13 protein-coding genes and 1 pseudogene are annotated in these 17,113 nt (G+C 68.3%); 10 read left to right on the forward strand and 4 right to left on the reverse strand.

The genetic code is table 11. The features are described from left to right. The first annotated feature begins 41 nt into the window (after nt 1-41). The gene (locus I6I07_RS02310) at nt 42-1,493 is read left to right on the forward strand and encodes a methyl-accepting chemotaxis protein (RefSeq protein WP_198485550.1); all 1,452 of its coding nucleotides are present in this window, start codon (nt 42-44) and stop codon (nt 1,491-1,493) included. Between the two features lie 120 nt (nt 1,494-1,613). On the opposite strand, the gene I6I07_RS02315 is transcribed toward I6I07_RS02310, so the two are convergent. Then, complete coding sequence (locus I6I07_RS02315; protein ID WP_198485551.1) at nt 1,614-3,137, reverse strand: fumarate hydratase; 1,524 nt, start codon at nt 3,135-3,137, stop codon at nt 1,614-1,616. A 160-nt stretch (nt 3,138-3,297) separates the two neighbouring features. Further along, nucleotides 3,298-4,065 (reverse strand): crotonase/enoyl-CoA hydratase family protein, encoded by a 768-nt coding sequence (locus tag I6I07_RS02320; protein ID WP_006393032.1) that lies wholly within the window; start codon nt 4,063-4,065, stop codon nt 3,298-3,300. A 271-nt stretch (nt 4,066-4,336) separates the two neighbouring features. On the opposite strand from I6I07_RS02320, the pseudogene glyQ reads away from it, so the two are divergent. The 8 genes and pseudogenes from glyQ to def all read left to right on the forward strand — a co-directional run. Beyond that, nucleotides 4,337-5,239, forward strand: a pseudogene (gene glyQ, locus I6I07_RS02325) (glycine--tRNA ligase subunit alpha); the annotation flags it as partial. Nucleotides 5,240-5,343: 104 nt separating this feature from the next. Next, the gene (gene glyS, locus I6I07_RS02330; protein ID WP_198485552.1) at nt 5,344-7,521 is read left to right on the forward strand and encodes a glycine--tRNA ligase subunit beta; all 2,178 of its coding nucleotides are present in this window, start codon (nt 5,344-5,346) and stop codon (nt 7,519-7,521) included. Beyond that, nucleotides 7,518-8,057, forward strand: coding sequence for a D-glycero-beta-D-manno-heptose 1,7-bisphosphate 7-phosphatase (gene gmhB, locus I6I07_RS02335; protein ID WP_198485553.1), 540 nt, complete (start codon nt 7,518-7,520; stop codon nt 8,055-8,057). The genes glyS and gmhB overlap by 4 nt, the downstream gene beginning before the upstream one ends. Further along, nucleotides 8,057-8,785, forward strand: a complete 729-nt coding sequence (locus tag I6I07_RS02340) for a lysophospholipid acyltransferase family protein (RefSeq protein ID WP_198485554.1) — start codon at nt 8,057-8,059, stop codon at nt 8,783-8,785. Before gmhB ends, I6I07_RS02340 begins: the two co-directional genes overlap by 1 nt. Continuing rightward, complete coding sequence (locus tag I6I07_RS02345; protein ID WP_198485555.1) at nt 8,772-9,755, forward strand: M48 family metallopeptidase; 984 nt, start codon at nt 8,772-8,774, stop codon at nt 9,753-9,755. The genes I6I07_RS02340 and I6I07_RS02345 overlap by 14 nt, the downstream gene beginning before the upstream one ends. A 52-nt stretch (nt 9,756-9,807) precedes the next feature. Next, entirely contained in the window at nt 9,808-10,950 is a 1,143-nt protein-coding gene (locus I6I07_RS02350; RefSeq protein ID WP_198485556.1) for a 2-aminoethylphosphonate--pyruvate transaminase, read from the forward strand. An 11-nt stretch (nt 10,951-10,961) separates the two neighbouring features. After that, the gene (gene gloA / locus I6I07_RS02355) at nt 10,962-11,357 is read left to right on the forward strand and encodes a lactoylglutathione lyase (protein WP_006388855.1); all 396 of its coding nucleotides are present in this window, start codon (nt 10,962-10,964) and stop codon (nt 11,355-11,357) included. An 18-nt stretch (nt 11,358-11,375) separates the two neighbouring features. Further along, nucleotides 11,376-11,909 (forward strand): peptide deformylase, encoded by a 534-nt coding sequence (gene def / locus I6I07_RS02360; protein ID WP_006393025.1) that lies wholly within the window; start codon nt 11,376-11,378, stop codon nt 11,907-11,909. On the opposite strand, the gene I6I07_RS02365 is transcribed toward def, so the two are convergent. Continuing rightward, complete coding sequence (locus tag I6I07_RS02365; protein WP_198485557.1) at nt 11,897-14,173, reverse strand: acyl-CoA dehydrogenase; 2,277 nt, start codon at nt 14,171-14,173, stop codon at nt 11,897-11,899. The genes def and I6I07_RS02365 overlap by 13 nt on opposite strands. 148 nt (nt 14,174-14,321) lie before the next feature. Here I6I07_RS02365 and I6I07_RS02370 point away from each other — a divergent pair, with 148 nt between their 5' ends. Continuing rightward, nucleotides 14,322-15,551 carry a nucleoside recognition domain-containing protein gene (locus I6I07_RS02370; protein ID WP_198485558.1) on the forward strand — a complete coding sequence of 410 codons (1,230 nt, stop codon included), beginning with the start codon at nt 14,322-14,324 and terminating at the stop codon, nt 15,549-15,551. Between the two features lie 39 nt (nt 15,552-15,590). Here I6I07_RS02370 and pyk read toward each other — a convergent pair whose 3' ends face one another. Further along, nucleotides 15,591-17,033 (reverse strand): pyruvate kinase, encoded by a 1,443-nt coding sequence (gene pyk, locus I6I07_RS02375; protein WP_198485559.1) that lies wholly within the window; start codon nt 17,031-17,033, stop codon nt 15,591-15,593. Nucleotides 17,034-17,113 lie beyond the last annotated feature (80 nt).

Genomic DNA, 17,113 nt, shown 5'->3' on the forward strand with positions numbered 1-17,113 from the left:
GGCCGCAATGACGCGGCGGAACATTTTCGTTCGAGTTCAACATGCATTGGTTTTCCCTCAAGCGTCTGTTCCGTCGCAAGCGCGACACGCGAAGCGCCGATCTTTACGGCCAGATCGCGGCGATCCACAAGGCGCAGGCGGTCATCGAATTCGACCTGGACGGGCATGTGCTCATGGCCAACCAGAATTTCCTCGACGCCATGGGCTACACGCTTGAAGAATTGCTGGGGCGGCATCACCGCATCTTCGTCGCGCCCGACCGCCGCGATTCGCCTGAATACATGGCCTTCTGGGACAAGCTCAAGCGCGGCGAATACGACGCCGGGCGCTATCGCCGCATCCACAAGGATGGCGGCGACGTCTGGCTGCAGGCCAGCTACAACCCGATCCTCGATGCCGCCGGCCGGCCCTTCAAGGTGGTCAAGTACGCCACCGACGTCACCGAGCAGCAGCGGCGCCAGGCGGACACCGAAGGCCAGCTCGAAGCCATCTCCAAGGTGCAGGGCATCATCGAGTTCGAACTGGACGGCGCCATCATCCGCGCCAACGACCTGTTCCTGGACGCCATGGGCTATCGCGAAGACGAATTGCGCGGCCGGCACCACAGCATGCTGGTGTTGCCCGAAGAGGTCCGCAGCCCCGCCTACAAGGAATTCTGGCGCAAGCTGCGCGGCGGCGAATACGACACCGGCCAGTACCTGCGCATCGGCAAGAACGGCCGCCGCGTCTGGATCGAGGCCAGCTACAACCCGATCTTCGACGCCGAGGGGCGGCCGTTCAAGGTGGTGAAGTTCGCCACCGACATCACCAAGCGCTTCACCGCCGCGCAGACGCTGCGGGTGGCGGTCCAGGGCCTGACCGAAAACGCCGAACGCGCCAGCCAGGCCAACACGCTGGCGCGCGACGCCTGCCAGGTCGCCGAGGAAGGCGGCAAGACCGTGGCCGGCGTGGTCGCCACCATGGGCGCCATCACCGACAGCTCGCGGCGCATCTCGGAAATCATCGGAGTCATGGATGGCATCGCGTTCCAGACCAACATCCTGGCGCTGAACGCCGCGGTCGAGGCGGCGCGGGCCGGCCCCCATGGCAGGGGTTTCGCGGTGGTGGCGGCGGAAGTGCGCAGCCTGGCCCAGAACAGCGCGTCCGCGGCCAAGGAGATCAAGGACCTGATCACCACCTCGGTCCAGCAGATCGGCAGCGGCGCCGAACAGGTCCAATCCGCCGGCGCCACCATGGAGAACATCGTGACCTCGTCGCGCCGGGTCACCGAGATCATGGGCGAAGTGGTCGAGGTGTCGCTGGCGCAATCGGCCAAGCTGGGCGACGTGACCGAGGACATCACCCAGATGACGGCCGAGGCGGCGCACGAATTGCAGCGCGCCTACGACGTGCATGACCGGCCCGCGACGGCGCGGCCGGCCGCGTCGGCGCGGGCCGCCGCGGCCGGCTCCCCGGCGCCCTCGCAACCGGCGCTGGAGTACGTGCGCTACTGACCGGACCTGGATCGAGCCGGCCAACGAAGCCCGCGCAGACGGCGGGCCCCGACACGCGCCGGCAGGGATAAAAAAAACGGGCGCCGTCTCCGGCGCCCGTTTCGCGTTCCTGCCGCCGGCTTACGCCGTGGCGACCGGGATCTTGCCGATCCGGGCCTGCCATTCCTTCGGGCCGGTGGTGTGGACCGAGGTGCCCTGGGCGTCAACCGCCACGGTCACCGGCATGTCCTTCACGTCGAACTCGTAGATGGCTTCCATGCCCAGGTCGGCGAAACCCAGCACCTTGGCGCCGCGGATCGCCTTGGACACCAGGTAGGCCGCGCCGCCCACGGCCATCAGGTAGGCCGAGCCGTGCTGCTTGATCGACTCGATGGCGACCGGGCCGCGCTCGGACTTGCCGATCATGGCGATCAGGCCGGTCTGCTCCAGCATCATGTCGGTGAACTTGTCCATGCGGGTGGCGGTGGTGGGACCGGCCGGGCCCACCACTTCGTCGCGCACCGGATCGACCGGGCCGACGTAGTAGATGACGCGGTTGGTGAAGTCCACCGGCAGCGGCTCGCCCTTGGCCAGCATGTCCTGGATGCGCTTGTGCGCGGCGTCGCGGCCAGTCAGCATCTTGCCCGACAGCAGCAGGGTCTGGCCCGGCTTCCAGCTGGCGACTTCTTCCTTCGTCAGCGTGTTCAGGTCGACCTGCCTGGACTTGTTGTAGTCCGGCGCCCAGTGCACTTCCGGCCATTCGGACAGCGACGGCGGGTCCAGGCGCGCCGGGCCCGAGCCGTCCAGCTCGAAGTGGGCATGGCGGGTGGCCGCACAGTTCGGGATCATGGCGACGGGCTTGGAGGCCGCGTGCGTCGGGAAGGTGCTGATCTTGACGTCCAGCACGGTCGTCAGGCCGCCCAGGCCCTGGGCGCCGATGCCCAGCGCGTTGACCTTCTCGTACAGCTCGATGCGCAGCTCTTCGAGCTTGTTCTGCGGGCCGCGGGCCAGCAGTTCGTACATGTCGATGTCTTCCATCAGCGACTGCTTGGCCATCAGCATGGCCTTTTCGGCGGTGCCGCCGACGCCGATGCCCAGCATGCCCGGCGGGCACCAGCCGGCGCCCATGGTCGGGACCGTCTTGAGCACCCAGTCCACCAGCGAATCGCTGGGGTTGAGCATGGCGAACTTGGACTTGTTTTCCGAACCGCCGCCCTTCGAAGCCAGCTGCACGTCGACCTTGTCACCCGGGACAAGCTCGACGTGCAGGATACAGGGTGTGTTGTCGCGGGTGTTCTTGCGGGCGAACAGCGGATCGTCCAGCACCGAGGCGCGCAGGGGATTGTCCGGATTCAGGTAGCCGCGGCGCACGCCTTCGTCGCACAGTTCCTGCAGGGTGCGCCTGGTGTCGAAACGCACGCCCATGCCGACCTTCAGGAACACGTTGACGATGCCGGTGTCCTGGCACAGCGGGCGCTTGCCCTCGGCGCACATGCGCGAGTTGGTCAGGATCTGGGCCATCGCGTCGCGCGCGGCCGGGCTTTCCTCGCGCTCGTAGGCGCGGGCCAGGTGGCGGATGTAGTCGACGGGGTGGTAATAGCTGATGAACTGGATGCCATCGGCTATCGACTGGATGAAGTCTTCTTCTTTGATGAGGACGGACATGGCGATATGCGATTAACGAAGGGAACGTGAAAACGCGGCCGACCTACCGGCCAGCCGCGCTGGTGAAAGGATTGCTTTTGCCGCCGGGCCGCCCCAAGGCAAAAGAGCCCCCTTGGGGGGCAGCTAGCTCGCGCAGCGAGCGCGGCGTGGGGGCACCCATTTATTTTCCTTGCCAGACCGGCTTGCGCTTCTCCGCGAAAGCGGTGGCGCCTTCCTTGGCGTCGGCCGACGAGAAGATGTGGGCGATCAGCGGACGCTGGCGGCCGAACATCTCTTCCTGGGTCCAGTCGCCGGACTGCGCCACGATGCTCTTGGCGGTCTGCACCGACAGCGGGCCGTTCTCGACGATGGCGCGGGCCAGTTCCAGCGCGCCGGCCAGGGCGCCGCCCGGCTCGGTCAGGCGGTTGACCAGGCCGAAGCCGTAGGCGCGCTCGGCGCCCAGCATGTCGCCGGTCAGGATCACTTCCATGGCGATGTGGTACGGCAGGCGGCGCGGCAGGCGCAGCATGCCGCCGGCGCCGGCCACCAGGCCGCGCTTGACTTCGGGCAGGCCGAACTTGGCGTTGCTGGCGGCCACGATCAGGTCGGAGGCCAGCGCCATCTCGCAACCGCCCGCCAGCGCGTAGCCTTCGACTGCGGCGATCAGCGGCTTTTTCGGCGGCGCTTCGTTCAGGCCGGCGAAACCGCGGCCTTCGACGTAGGGGCGCTGGCCCGACTTGGCGAACGCCTTCAGGTCCATCCCCGACGAGAACGTGCCGCCCGCGCCCGTCAGGATGCCGATGCGCACGTCGTCGCGGCTGTCCAGCTGGTCGAGCGCCGCGGCCATGGCCTGGGCGGTTTCCAGGTTGATGGCGTTCTTGGCCTCGGGGCGGTTGATGGTGATGATCTGGATGCCGTCGGCGACTTCCACCTTGATCAGGTCAGACATGCGGATGCTCCTTCCGGGGGTTTGGATATTGGTTTTATATAAGACTGGTCAACCCGGAATGATACGACCAATGCCAGGCCGCCGCAGAGCGCCGGCGGGGCAACGTCCGCCTGGAACACGCCCCCGTCGGAGATGTAACCGCGAGGATGTAACCGCCTGGATGCGACCCCAATCCCGGGGTCCGGCCCCGGGGCCGCCCCGGGCCAGTTAAAATGCCCGGTTTCCCACGCCCACGGCAGACGTCGCCCGGCGACCGAATTCCAAGAATCCTATGCTCACCTTTCAGCAAATCATCCTTACGCTCCAGGAATACTGGGACAAGCAGGGTTGCGCCCTGCTGCAGCCCTACGACATGGAAGTCGGCGCCGGCACCTCGCACACCGCCACCTTCCTGCGGGCGATCGGCCCGGAGCCCTGGCGCGCGGCCTACGTGCAGCCCTCGCGCCGCCCCAAGGATGGCCGCTACGGCGAGAACCCCAATCGCCTGCAACACTATTACCAGTACCAGGTGGTGCTGAAACCCGCGCCCCCTGAAATCCTGGACCTGTACATCGGTTCGCTCAAGGCGCTGGGCATCGACCCCACGCAGCACGACATCCGCTTCGTCGAGGACGACTGGGAAAACCCGACGCTGGGCGCCTGGGGCCTGGGCTGGGAAGTCTGGCTCAACGGCATGGAAGTGACCCAGTTCACCTACTTCCAGCAGGTCGGCGGCCTGGATTGCACCCCGACCACGGGCGAGATCACCTACGGCCTGGAACGCCTGGCCATGTACCTGCAGGACGTGCAGAGCGTGTACGACCTGGTCTGGACCGAAGGCGCCAACGGCAACCGCGTGCTGTACCGCGACGTGTTCCACCAGAACGAAGTGGAACAGTCCACCTACAACTTCGAATATTCGTCGGCCGAGATGCTGTTCGCGCACTTCAACGACTACGAAGCCGAGGCCAAGCGCCTGATGGACGTGCCGCTGGCCCTGCCGGCCTATGAAGCCACGCTCAAGGCCGCCCACACCTTCAACATGCTGGACGCGCGCGGCGCGATCAGCGTCACCGAGCGCGCCGCCTATATCGGCCGCATCCGCAACCTGTCGCGCGCCGTCGCGCAGGCCTACTACGATTCCCGCGAACGACTGGGCTTTCCCATGCTGGGCCGCGACAAGGCCGCTGAAGCCCCGCCCTTGGCACATGTAGTCGCGCCGGGCCAACCCGTACTTCTCAGACAATTCAACTTCTCCAGATCGGGGCACGACACCTCCACTGGGGAGGTTGCATAAAAATGACGACGAACATCCGCCCCCTGCTGGTCGAGCTGCTGACCGAAGAACTCCCGCCCAAGGCCCTGCAGAAGCTGGGCCAGGCTTTCGCCGAGGGCGTGCGCGCCACGCTGGCGCGCCACGGCCTGCTGGCCGACGGCTGCGCCGTCGAGCCCTACGCCACGCCGCGCCGCCTGGCGGTGCGCCTGTCGGCCGTGCTGGCCCAGGCGCCCGACCAGGCCTACGCCGAAAAGCTGATGCCCGTGAAGATCGGGCTGACCGAAGACGGCAAGGCCACCCCGGCGCTGCAGAAGAAGCTGACCGCCAAGGGCCTCGAAAACATCGACCTGGCCACCCTGGAACGTGAATCCGACGGCAAGCAGGATTACCTGGTCGCCCGCGGCACCGCGCCGGGCGCGGCGCTGGCCGCCGGCCTGCAGGAAGGCATCGACGCGGCCATCGACGGCCTGCCGATTCCCAAGGTCATGCGCTACCAGCTGGCCGACGGCGAAACCACCGTCAAGTTCGTGCGCCCGGCGCACGGCCTGATCGCGCTGTTCGGCGCCGACGTCGTGCCCGTGGCCGCCCTCGGCCTGACCGCCGGCCGCGAGACGCTGGGTCACCGCTACATGAGCGACGGCGCCATCGCCATCGCCGATGCCGACGCCTACGCCGCCACCCTGGCCGAGAAGGGCCGCGTGGTGGCCTCGTTCGAAGGCCGCCGCGACGAGATCCAGCGCCAGCTGCTGGACCACGCCGGCCGCCTGTCGGCCACGCTGGGCGACGACCCCGAAGTGGCCGCCCTGCTCGATGAAGTCACCGCCCTGGTCGAACACCCCACCGTCTACGTGGGCGAGTTCGAGGAACAGTTCCTGCAAGTGCCGCAGGAATGCCTGATCCTGACCATGCGCCTGAACCAGAAATACTTCCCGCTGTTCGACCCGGCCAGCGGCCGCCTGACGCACCGCTTCCTGATCGTGAGCAACATGCACACGGACAACCCGGTGAACATCGTCGAAGGCAACCAGCGCGTGGTGCGCCCGCGCCTGGCCGACGCCCAGTTCTTCTTCGAAACCGACCGCAAGACGCCGCTGGCCGCGCGCGTCGAGCAACTGGGCTCGATCGTCTACCACAACAAGCTGGGCACCCAGCTCGAACGCGTCGAACGCGTGCGCGCCATCGCCCGCGATGTGGCCGGCAAGCTGGGCGGCGACGTCGCCGCCGCCGACCGCGCCGCGCTGCTGGCCAAGGCCGACCTCGGCTCGAACATGGTGGGCGAGTTCCCCGAGCTGCAAGGCATCATGGGCGCCTACTACGCCGCCGGCGACGGCGAGCCGGACAGCGTCGTGCAGGCGCTGCGCACCCAGTACCGCAACCGTTACGACACGCCGGTCTCGCAGGACGACCTGACCGCCGCCACGCTGTTCATCGCCGAACGCGCCGAGACCCTGGTCGGCATCTGGGCCATCGGCCTGGCGCCCACCGGCGAACGCGACCCCTTCGGCCTGCGCCGCGCCGCGCTGGGCCTGATCAGCGCCTTCGAGCAGCTCCAGGCTGGCGGTTTCCTTTCGATCCGCTCTGGTGATCGCCTGGTGATGACGGCCAACTCATCCGAGATCAAACAACAACTGACTCTTGATAGTCTCCTGGAGACCACCGCCGCTACGTTCCCTGCTGGCAAGATACCCGCGGATACCGTGAGTGAGGTACGGGCCTTTATCTACGAACGCTATCGCAATCAACTCATTAACGAGTTCGACCGCAACGCAGTCGAGGCTGTCATGGCCTTGGTGCCCCCACTGCATCAGATCACAGCCCGAGTGCAAGCCGTGGCCGCATTTGCTCAGATTCCCGAAGCAGCTAGTCTCGCCGCCGCTAACAAGCGCATCGGCAATCTACTCAAGAAAGCCGAAGGCAGCGTTGGCTCGGTGAATGCCGCGGCCCTGGTTGAACCCGCAGAAAAAGCCCTTCTGGCCGCCATCGTCGCCCTGAAGCCGAAGGCTCAGGAAGCGATCGACGCCGGCGACTTCGCCGCCAACCTGCGCACGCTGGCCCAGGCCCGCGAGCCGGTGGATGCCTTCTTCGCCGACATCATGGTCATGGCCGAAGACCCGGCGGTGCGCGCCAACCGGCTGGCGCTGCTGGGCCAGCTGCACTCCCTGATGAACCAGGTCGCTGACATCTCCAGGCTGGCACAGTGAAACTCATCATCCTCGACCGCGACGGCGTCATCAACCAGGACAGCGACGCCTTCGTCAAAAGTCCCGACGAATGGATCGCCCTGCCCGGCAGCCTGCAGGCCATCGCCCGCCTGACCCAGGCGGACTGGACGGTGGTGGTCGCCACCAACCAGTCGGGCCTGGCCCGCGGCCTGTTCGACATGGACACGCTGACCGCCATCCACACCAAGATGCGGCGCGAGCTGGCCGCGGCCGGCGGCAGCGTCGACGCCGTCTTCATGTGCCCGCACGGCCCGGATGACGACTGCACCTGCCGCAAGCCGCGTCCCGGCCTGTTCGAGCAGATCGGCCATCGCTACGACGTCGACCTGGCCGGCGTGCCGGCCGTGGGCGACTCGCTGCGCGACCTGCAGGCCTCCGCCGCCGCCGGTTGCTCGCCCTGGCTGGTGCTGACCGGCAACGGCAAGAAGACGCTGGCCAAGGGCGGCCTGCCCGAGAACACGCGGGTCTGCGACGACCTGTCGGCCGTGGCCGACGCCCTGCTGCAGGACAACTGATGGCCCGGCTGCGCTCATTCCTGTACTTCCTGTTCCTGGCCATCACGGTCATCCCCTACGCCTTCGCCTGCGTGCTGTGGGCGCCGCTGCCGCTGCACCTGCGCTACAAGCTCACGGTGGGCTGGCCGCGCCTGGCCATCTGGGGCGCCAAGGTGTTCTGCGGCATCCGCTGGCAGGTCAAGGGCTGGGAGAACCTGCCCGACGGTCCGGCGGTGCTGCTGTCCAAGCACCAGTCGGCCTGGGAGACCCTGTTCTTCCCGGCCTACATGCCGCGCGAAGTGTGCTTCGTCTACAAGAAGGAACTGCACATGGTGCCGTTCTTCGGCTGGGGCCTGGCGCTGCTGCGCATGATCGCCATCGACCGCGCCAAGGGCCGCGACGCCTTCGACCAGGTGGTCAAGCAGGGACAGGTCCGGCTGGACGAAGGCCGCTGGCCGCTGCTGTTCCCGGAAGGCACCCGCGTGCCGCCGGGCAAGACCGCGCGCTTCAAGATGGGCGGCGCGCTGCTGGCCTCGCGCACCGGCGCGGTGGTCATCCCGGTGGCGCACAACGCCGGCGAATGCTGGCGCCGCAACGCCTTCGTCAAATATCCGGGCATGATTACGCTGTCCATCGGTCCCGCGATAGAATCGAAGGGAATCTCCCCCGAAGAACTGAACCAGAAAGTGCAGGACTGGATCGAAGGGGAAATGCGGCGTCTCAATCCAGAAAGGTATGCCCAGCACTGACCAGCTCGAACTCCTGTTCGACGTGCAAGACGCCGACGCGTCTCCAGACGCGTCGCCTTTGAGCGCGTCTCCCGCGCCACGCAAGGCGCCGGTGGCCACGCCGCCCGCGCCGCTGTTCCCTCCCCCTGCTTCCTCCGCGCCCAAGCCGGCCGGCGAGCCGTTGCTGACGCTGTCGCCCAACGCCGCGGCGCGCGTGCCCACCCCCTGCCCCGATCCGCTGCCGCCCGGCGCGCGCTGGCGCGAGGTGGACACCGATCCGCAGCCCATCGGCTTCGTGCTGCTGCGCTCGCGCCGCCGCAGCATCGGCTTCGTCATCACCGACGACGGCCTGCGCGTCACGGCGCCCAACTGGGTCACCCTGGCGCAGATCGACGACGCGGTGCGCGAGAAGGCCCGCTGGATCGTCGCCAAGCTGCGCGAATGGCATACCCGCAAGCAGCAGCTGGCCATGGCGCACACGCGCTGGCAGGCCGGCGGCGAACTCCCCTACCTGGGCAAGCGCATCGTGCTGGGCGTGGGTGGCGACAGCCGCCAGACCCGCCTGTCCGGCGATGCGGAAGCCCCGGCCGACGGCGACACGCTGTGGCTGGCCCTGCCGGCCGACGCCGACCAGGGCCGCATCCGCGACGCCGCCCAGGCCTGGCTGCAGCAGCGCGCCGGCGCCTGGTTCGGCGCCCGGCTGGCGCACTTCCTGCAGATCAGCGGCCTGAAGATCCGCCGCTGGCGCCTGTCGTCCGCGGCCACGCGCTGGGGCTCGTGCACCAGCGACGGCAACATCATGCTGAACTGGCGCCTGATCCATTTCGCGCCGGCCATCATCGACTATGTCATCGCGCACGAACTGGCGCACTTGCGCGAAATGAACCACAGCCAGGATTTCTGGCGCGAAGTCGGCCAGATCCTGCCCGATTTCGAGGAAGCGAAGAACGTGCTGCGGCGCCACGACCCGGCCTCGCTTCCCCAATTCTAGGGTCGGTGCGAGACGCCCCCGCCCCGCAACCGGCCCCCCACGGAGACATCCCATGCTTCTGCTGATTCCCGGCCCGGTCACGACCGATGCGCGGGTGAAGGCCGCCATGGCGCAGGACTATGCGCCCTGGGACAACGAATTCCGCGCGCTGTACCGCCAGGTCTGCGACGGCGTGCTGCGCGTGGCCCAGGCCGACGCGCACGAGCACGTAGCGCTGGCGCTGCCGGGCTGCGGCCACTTCGCGGTGGAAGCCGCGATCCGCACCCTGGTGCCGGCCGGCGGCCGCCTGCTGGTGCCGTCCACCGGCGCCTACGCGGGCCGCCTGCAGAAGCTGGCCGCCGAGGCCGGCCGCGTCGCCGTGCCGCTGTACGTGGGCGTGCGCGACCGCGTCGATCCCCAGGCCGTGGCGCAGGCGTTGGAACAGGATCCGAGCCTGACGCACGTGGCGCTGGTCTACAGCGAGACCGGCAGCGGCATCTGCCACGACGTGCCGGAACTGGCCCGCATCGCCCACGCGCTGGGCCGCCGCGTCATCGTCGACGCGGTCTCGGCCTTCGGCGCGCTGCCGCTCGACATGCGCGCCCTGCCGGCCGTGGACGCCGTGGTGCTGACCGCCAACAAATGCCTGGAAGGCCTGCCCGGCGCCGCCTTCGTGGTGGGCCGCCGCGACAGCCTGGATGCCGCGCGCGGCAACGCCGGCAGCTGGTCGCTGGACCTGGCCGACATCTACCAGCACACCCTGGCGCCCAACGCCGGCCCGCGCTTCACCCCGCCCGCGCCGACGCTGGCGGCGCTGGCCGTAGCGCTGGAGCTGTATCATCAGGAAGGCCGCGAGGCCCGACTGGCGCGCTACACCGCCAACATGCGCACCCTCTACGACGGCGTAGCCGGCCTGGGGCTCAGCCCCTACCTGCCGCCCGCGCTGCAAGGCCCGATCGTCGTCAACGTGCACGCGCCCGACGCGCCGACCTGGAACCTGCAGCTGTTCGTGGACGCGCTCAAGCAGCGTGGCTTCGTGCTCAGCAATTTCACCAACACCGAACTGCCCACTTTCCGGGTCGGTTGCATCGGCGCCTTCGGGCCCGACCAGATGCGGCTTGCGGTCGACGCCATGGGCGGCGCGCTGCAAGACCTCGGCATAACGCGGGAATCCGCCGGACACGTCCACGGCTTCCCCCCACCTCTCATCGCTTAAGGAATTCCACCATGCGTATGCTCCACACCATGCTGCGAGTCGGCAACCTCGACAAGTCCATCGACTTCTACACCAACGTGCTCGGCATGCGCGTCCTGCGCCGCAACGACTACCCCGACGGCAAGTTCACGCTGGCGTTCGTCGGCTACCAGGATGAGTCCGAAGGCGCCGTGATCGAGCTGACCCACAACTGGGACACCGACAAGTACGACCTGGGCACCGGCTACGGCCACATCGCGCTGGAAGTCGACAACGCCTACGAAGCCTGTGACAAGGTCAAGGAACGCGGCGGCAAGGTCACCCGCGAGGCCGGCCCGATGAAGCACGGCACCACCGTGATCGCCTTCGTCGAGGACCCGGACGGCTACAAGATCGAGTTCATCCAGAAAAAAGGACGAGTGGACTGAACCCCACCCGCCATCGCCATGATCCACTCCATCCTCAAAATGGGCGATCCCCGGCTGCTGCGCGTCGCGCCGCCGGTCGAGCGCTTCGATACCCCCGAACTGCACGCCCTGATCGAAGACATGTTCGAGACCATGGCGGCGGCGCAAGGGGTGGGCCTGGCCGCGCCGCAGATCGGCGTGGACCTGCAACTGGTCATCTTCGGCTTCGACCGCAACGAGCGCTATCCCGACGCGCCGGCGGTGCCGCAGACGATCCTGTGCAATCCGGTCATCACGCCGCTGTCCGACGAAATGGAAGACGGTTGGGAAGGCTGCCTGTCGGTGCCGGGGCTGCGCGGCCTGGTGCCGCGCTACCGCCGCATCCGCTACCAGGGCAAGGATCCGTACGGCCGTGACATCGACCGCGAGGCCGAGGGCTTCCACGCCCGCGTAGTGCAGCACGAATGCGACCACCTGATCGGCCGGCTCTATCCTTCCCGGATCCAGGACTTCTCGAAGTTCGGCTTCACCGAAATCCTGTTCCCGGGCATGGATCCGAATCAGGACGACTGATCGTCCCGCGCCGCGGGAGCCGGGTCCACGCCCGCCTCGCGCGGCGCCAGTTCCTCCGGCGCGAAATCATCCACCTGCAACACCCGCGACACAATCGCCTCGGCCTCTTCCAGCTGCGCCGCCTGTGTCGCCGTGATCGCGCCGTGCCGGTGCGCCTCGCGCCAATCGCGCACGCCCGACTGGCGCAGCCGGTCGCGGATCGGCTGCACCGCATCCACCAGGGCAAACGCGCGGGTCAGCAGCGCCAGCGGATCGGCGTCGCCCTGGCCGCCGCCGCCGGACACGCGCTGCAGGTCGGCCGCCAGCCGCACATGGGTCGGCGACGGCTTGAGCAGCAGTTCCGCGCATTCGCGGCTGAGCGCATCGCCCGGCCCCTTGGCCAGCCGCAACGGCAGGATGGCCGCGCGCAGCGCCCAGGCCAGCGGCCGGCCCGGCAGGTTCGACAGCACCTGGTCCAGGCGCTTCTCGATCTCGGCATAGCCCTGTTCCATGCACCAGCGCACCAGCGGCAGGTCGTCGTGCTTGCGCCCGTCGTCCTCCCAGCGCTTGAGCACGGCCGACAGCAAGTAAAGCTCGGCCAGGATGTCGCCCAGCCGCGCCGAGATCATCTCGCGGCGCTTGAGGCCGCCGCCCAGCCGTGCCAGTGTGGCGTCGGCCAGCAGCGCGAAGCCGGCCGCGTAGCGGCCCAGCCGACGGTAATGCCCGGCGGTGGGGCCGGACACCGGCGACGGCGCCAGCACGCCGCCGGTCCAGGCGCGGCCGACGGCGCGCAGCGTGTTCATGCCGGTGTGGCGCAGGTGGCGCCAGAACACGTCATGGAACACTTCCATGCCGCGCTCTTCGTCGGGATTGCCCAGCGCCAGGATCTCCGGCATCAGGTAGGGATGGGCGCGGATCGCGCCCTGGCCGAAGATGATCAGGTTGCGCGTCAGGATGTTGGCGCCCTCGACCGTGATGGCGATGGGCACCGCCCGGTACAACGCGCCCAGGTAGTTGCTGGGGCCGTCGATCACCGCGCGGCCGGCATGCACGTCCATGGCGTCGTTGACCGACACCCGCATGCGCTCGGTGGCGTGGTACTTCATGATGCCGGACACCACCGCCGGCTTCACGCCCTGGTTCAGCGCCGCGCAGGTCAGGCGCCGGGCCGCTTCCACCAGGTAGGCATTGCCCGCCAGGCTGGCGAGCTTTTCCTGCACGCCCTCGAACTTGCCGACGGGGATGCCGAACTGCTCGCGCACCCGGGCGTACATGCCGGTGGCGTGCGCGCTCATCACGCACGCCGCGGCCGACAGCGACGGCAATGAAATGCCGCGCCCCGCCGCCAGCGCGCTCATCAGCATCTGCCAGCCATGGCCGGCGCGCTCGACCCCGCCGATCAGCGCGTCCAGCGGCACGAACACGTCGCGGCCGCGGTTGGGCCCGTTCTGGAACACCTGCATCGCCGGCAGGTGGCGGCGGCCGATCTCGACGCCCGGCGCGTCGGTCGGCACCAGCGCCACCGAGATGCCGATGTCGCGCGCCTCGCCCAGGATGCCGTCGGGGTCCGACATCTTGAACGCCAGCCCCAGCACCGTGGCCACCGGCCCCAGCGTGATGTAGCGCTTGTGCCAGTTCAGGCGCACGCCGATCAGTTCGCGGCCGTCCACCACCTGACGGCAGACCACGCCGGTATCGACCATGGAGGCGGCGTCGGAGCCGGCCTCGGGGCTGGTCAGGCCGAAGCACGGCACCTCGCGGCCGTCGGCCAGGCGCGGCAGCCAGTAATCGCGCTGGGCCTGCGTGCCGAACTGCATCAGCAGCTCGCCCGGCCCGAGCGAGTTGGGCACCATGACCGTGACGCCGGCGGTGATCGAATAGGCGGAGATGCGCCGCACCACCTCGGAATGCGCGTAGGGCGAGAAACCCAGGCCGCCGTGGCGCTTGGGAATGATCATGCCGAAGAAGCGCTGCGTCTTCAGGAAGGTCCAGACCTCTGGCGGCAGGTCGCGCCGGTGCCAGGTGATGTCCCATTCATCCAGCATGGCGCACAGCTGCGCCACCGGGCCGTCGATGAAGCGTTGCTCGTCCGGCGTCAGGGCGGCGGCGGGTACATCCAGCAGCTTGCGCCAGTCGGGATTGCCGGTGAACAGGTCGGCTTCCCACCAGGTGTCGCCGGCCTCGATGGCCTCGCGTTCGGTGGCAGAGAGCGGAGGCATCGCGTTGCGCGCCCAACGGTACGCGGGTTCGGAGATGCGGCGCCGGCGCCATGCGTTGAAATCCATGAGATCCCTCTCGTTCGATGCCACTGGGCATATCAGGGCAAAGTACCAGAATTGGGCCCTCCGGGCCAAACCCCAGCGGTCCGACTCTGCGACAATGGGCCTCCCCCGCGCTGGTGCGCAATCCAATCGCTATCCGGGCACACACCGCATGCTGAACAAACTCTGGCTGGGCTTCTTCCTGACTGCCGCCGCGGCCGCGCTGTACCGCTGGCTGGCCATCGGCGACCCGGACGTGTTCCGCGCCATGGTCGCCAGCCTGTTCGACATGGCGCGGGTGTCGGTCGAGGTGATGGTGCTGCTGTTCGGCACGCTGACGCTGTGGCTGGGGTTCCTGCGCATCGCCGAGGGCGCCGGGCTGGTGGAACGGCTGGCGCGGCTGCTGGGGCCGCTGTTCGCGCGCCTGATGCCCGAGGTGCCGCGCAACCACCCCGCGATCGGCTTGATCACGCTCAACTTCGCCGCCAACGGTTTGGGCCTGGACAATGCCGCCACGCCCATCGGCCTGCGCGCCATGCGCGAACTGCAATCGCTCAATCCCAGGCCCGACACCGCCAGCAACGCCCAGATCCTGTTCCTGGTGCTCAACGCCTCGTCGCTGACGCTGCTGCCGGTGACGCTGTTCATGTTCCGCGCCCAGCAGGGCGCGCCCGACCCCACCCTGGTGTTCCTGCCGATCCTGCTGGCCACCAGCGCGTCGACGCTGGCCGGCTTCCTGGCGGTGGCGGCGTGCCAGCGCCTGCGCCTGGTCGACCCCGTCGTGATGCTGTGGCTGGGCGGCGCGGCGCTGCTGCTGGGCGGCTTCATGGCGCTGCTGGCCAGCATGTCGGCCAGCGCCATCGCCGCGCTGTCGTCGCTGATGGGCAACCTGGCGCTGTTCGGCATCCTGCTGGCCTTCCTCATCGTCGGCGCCTGGAAGAAAGTGCCGGTCTACGAGGCCTTCATCGAAGGCGCCAAGGAAGGCTTCGACATCGCCAAGAGCCTGCTGCCCTACCTGGTGGCGATGCTGTGCGCGGTCGGGGTGCTGCGGGCCTCGGGCGCGCTCGACTTCCTGCTGGACGGCATCCGCTGGCTGGCCGCGACCGCCGGCTGGGACACGCGTTTCGTCGACGCGCTGCCGACCGCCCTGGTCAAGCCGTTCTCAGGCAGCGCGGCGCGCGCCATGATGCTGGAAACCATGACGCATTTCGGCGTGGACAGCTTCCCCGCGCTGCTGGCGGCGGTGGTGCAGGGCAGCACCGAAACCACCTTCTATGTGCTGGCGGTGTATTTCGGCTCGGTCGGCATCCTGCGCGCGCGCCATGCGGTGGGTTGCGCGCTGGTCGCCGACCTGGCCGGCGTGCTGGCGGCCATCGGCGTGTGCTACTGGTTCTTCGGCTAGGGCCTGCTCACACTAAAAGAAGCCTCGCACAGGCCTGGATCAATCCACCAGCAGGATCTTCATGCCGTTGGTGCCGCCGCTGTCGCGGTAGAAGTCGCCCTTGGTCAGGATGACCCAGTCGCCCTCTTTCACCAGGTTGCGTTTCTTCAGTTCGTCGATGGCGGCGTTGCTGAGGTCGGCCGGCTCGTAGTCCGACGGCGCGAACGGGATGGTGTAGACGCCGCGGAACATGGTCACGCGGTTCTGCGTGAGGCTGTGCGGGCTGTAGCAGTAGATCGGCACGCCCGAGCGGATGCGCGACATGATCAGCGGCGTGTGGCCGCTTTCGGTCAGCGCGATGATGGCCTTGACGCCGGGGAAGTGGTTGGCCGCGTACATGGCCGCCAGCGCGATGGTCTCGTCGCAGCGCGTGAAGGTCTCGCCCAGCCGGTGGTGCGACTGCGTGCTGGTGGGATGCTTTTCCGCGCCCAGGCAGACGCGCGCCATGGCCTGCACCGTCTCGACCGGATAGGCGCCCGAGGCGCTTTCCGCCGACAGCATCACCGCGTCGGTGTAGTCCAGCACCGCGTTGGCCACGTCCGAGACTTCGGCGCGCGTCGGGATCGGACTGGAGATCATCGACTCCATCATCTGGGTCGCGGTGATCACCACCTTGTTCAGGGTGCGGGCGTGCTGGATGATGCGCTTCTGGATGCCGACCAGTTCGGCGTCGCCCACTTCCACGCCCAGGTCGCCGCGCGCCACCATCACGCCGTCGCTGGCGCGGATCAGCGCGTCCAGCGCCTCGTCGTCGGCCACCGCTTCGGCGCGTTCGATCTTGGCGATGATCCAGGCTTCGCTGCCGGCGGCGCGCAGCAGTTCGCGCGCCTCGTCGATGTCGCTGCCATAGCGCGGGAACGACACCGCCACGAAATCCAGCTGCATTTCGGCGGCCAGCTTGATGTCGACGCGATCCTTGTCGGTCAGGCTCGGCGCCGACAGGCCGCCGCCGCGGCGGTTGATGCCCTTGTTGTTGGACAGCGGGCCGCCGACCGTGACGGTGGTGTGGACCTCGTCGCCCGCGACGCTGTCGACCACCAGCACCACACGGCCGTCATCGAGCAGCAGCTCGTCGCCGACGCGGCAGTCCGTCACCAGTTCGGGGTAGTCGATGCCGACGATGCTGGCCGTGCCGGCCTCTTTCGGATGCACCCGCGACAGCGTGAACGGCTGGCCCACCTGCAGCTGCACCAGCTTGTCGGTGAAGCGCGCGATGCGGATCTTGGGGCCTTGCAGGTCGCCCATGATGGCGACGAAGCGGCCCTGCCGCGCGGCGCTCTCGCGCACCAGGCGGGCGCGCTCGCGATGATCGTCGGCGCTGCCGTGCGAGAAGTTCAGCCGCGCCACATCCAGGCCGGCCTTGATCATGGCGTCGATGCGCTCCGGCGTCGACGTCGAGGGCCCCAGGGTGGCGACAATTTTGGTGCGGCGCAATACAGGCATGGCGATCCACTCTCACATGAACAACGAAAGCGCTATGGTACGACGGCGGCGGACACGCGGGTATCATGATCGACATCCCG

The sequence above is a fragment of the Achromobacter deleyi genome (assembly GCF_016127315.1).
Lineage (GTDB): Bacteria > Pseudomonadota > Gammaproteobacteria > Burkholderiales > Burkholderiaceae_B > Achromobacter > Achromobacter insuavis_A.

What these genes read in the sequence shown, in the direction of transcription:
- pyk (WP_198485559.1), bottom strand. Translation starts at nt 17,033, where the DNA reads ATGCCTGTATTGCGCCGCACCAAAATTGTCGCCACCCTGGGGCCCTCG.
- I6I07_RS02310 (WP_198485550.1), top strand. Translation starts at nt 42, where the DNA reads ATGCATTGGTTTTCCCTCAAGCGTCTGTTCCGTCGCAAGCGCGACACG.
- I6I07_RS02350 (WP_198485556.1), top strand. Translation starts at nt 9,808, where the DNA reads ATGCTTCTGCTGATTCCCGGCCCGGTCACGACCGATGCGCGGGTGAAG.
- I6I07_RS02315 (WP_198485551.1), bottom strand. Translation starts at nt 3,137, where the DNA reads ATGTCCGTCCTCATCAAAGAAGAAGACTTCATCCAGTCGATAGCCGAT.
- gloA (WP_006388855.1), top strand. Translation starts at nt 10,962, where the DNA reads ATGCGTATGCTCCACACCATGCTGCGAGTCGGCAACCTCGACAAGTCC.
- I6I07_RS02365 (WP_198485557.1), bottom strand. Translation starts at nt 14,173, where the DNA reads ATGGATTTCAACGCATGGCGCCGGCGCCGCATCTCCGAACCCGCGTAC.
- def (WP_006393025.1), top strand. Translation starts at nt 11,376, where the DNA reads ATGATCCACTCCATCCTCAAAATGGGCGATCCCCGGCTGCTGCGCGTC.
- I6I07_RS02340 (WP_198485554.1), top strand. Translation starts at nt 8,057, where the DNA reads ATGGCCCGGCTGCGCTCATTCCTGTACTTCCTGTTCCTGGCCATCACG.
- I6I07_RS02345 (WP_198485555.1), top strand. Translation starts at nt 8,772, where the DNA reads ATGCCCAGCACTGACCAGCTCGAACTCCTGTTCGACGTGCAAGACGCC.
- I6I07_RS02370 (WP_198485558.1), top strand. Translation starts at nt 14,322, where the DNA reads ATGCTGAACAAACTCTGGCTGGGCTTCTTCCTGACTGCCGCCGCGGCC.
- glyS (WP_198485552.1), top strand. Translation starts at nt 5,344, where the DNA reads ATGACGACGAACATCCGCCCCCTGCTGGTCGAGCTGCTGACCGAAGAA.
- I6I07_RS02320 (WP_006393032.1), bottom strand. Translation starts at nt 4,065, where the DNA reads ATGTCTGACCTGATCAAGGTGGAAGTCGCCGACGGCATCCAGATCATC.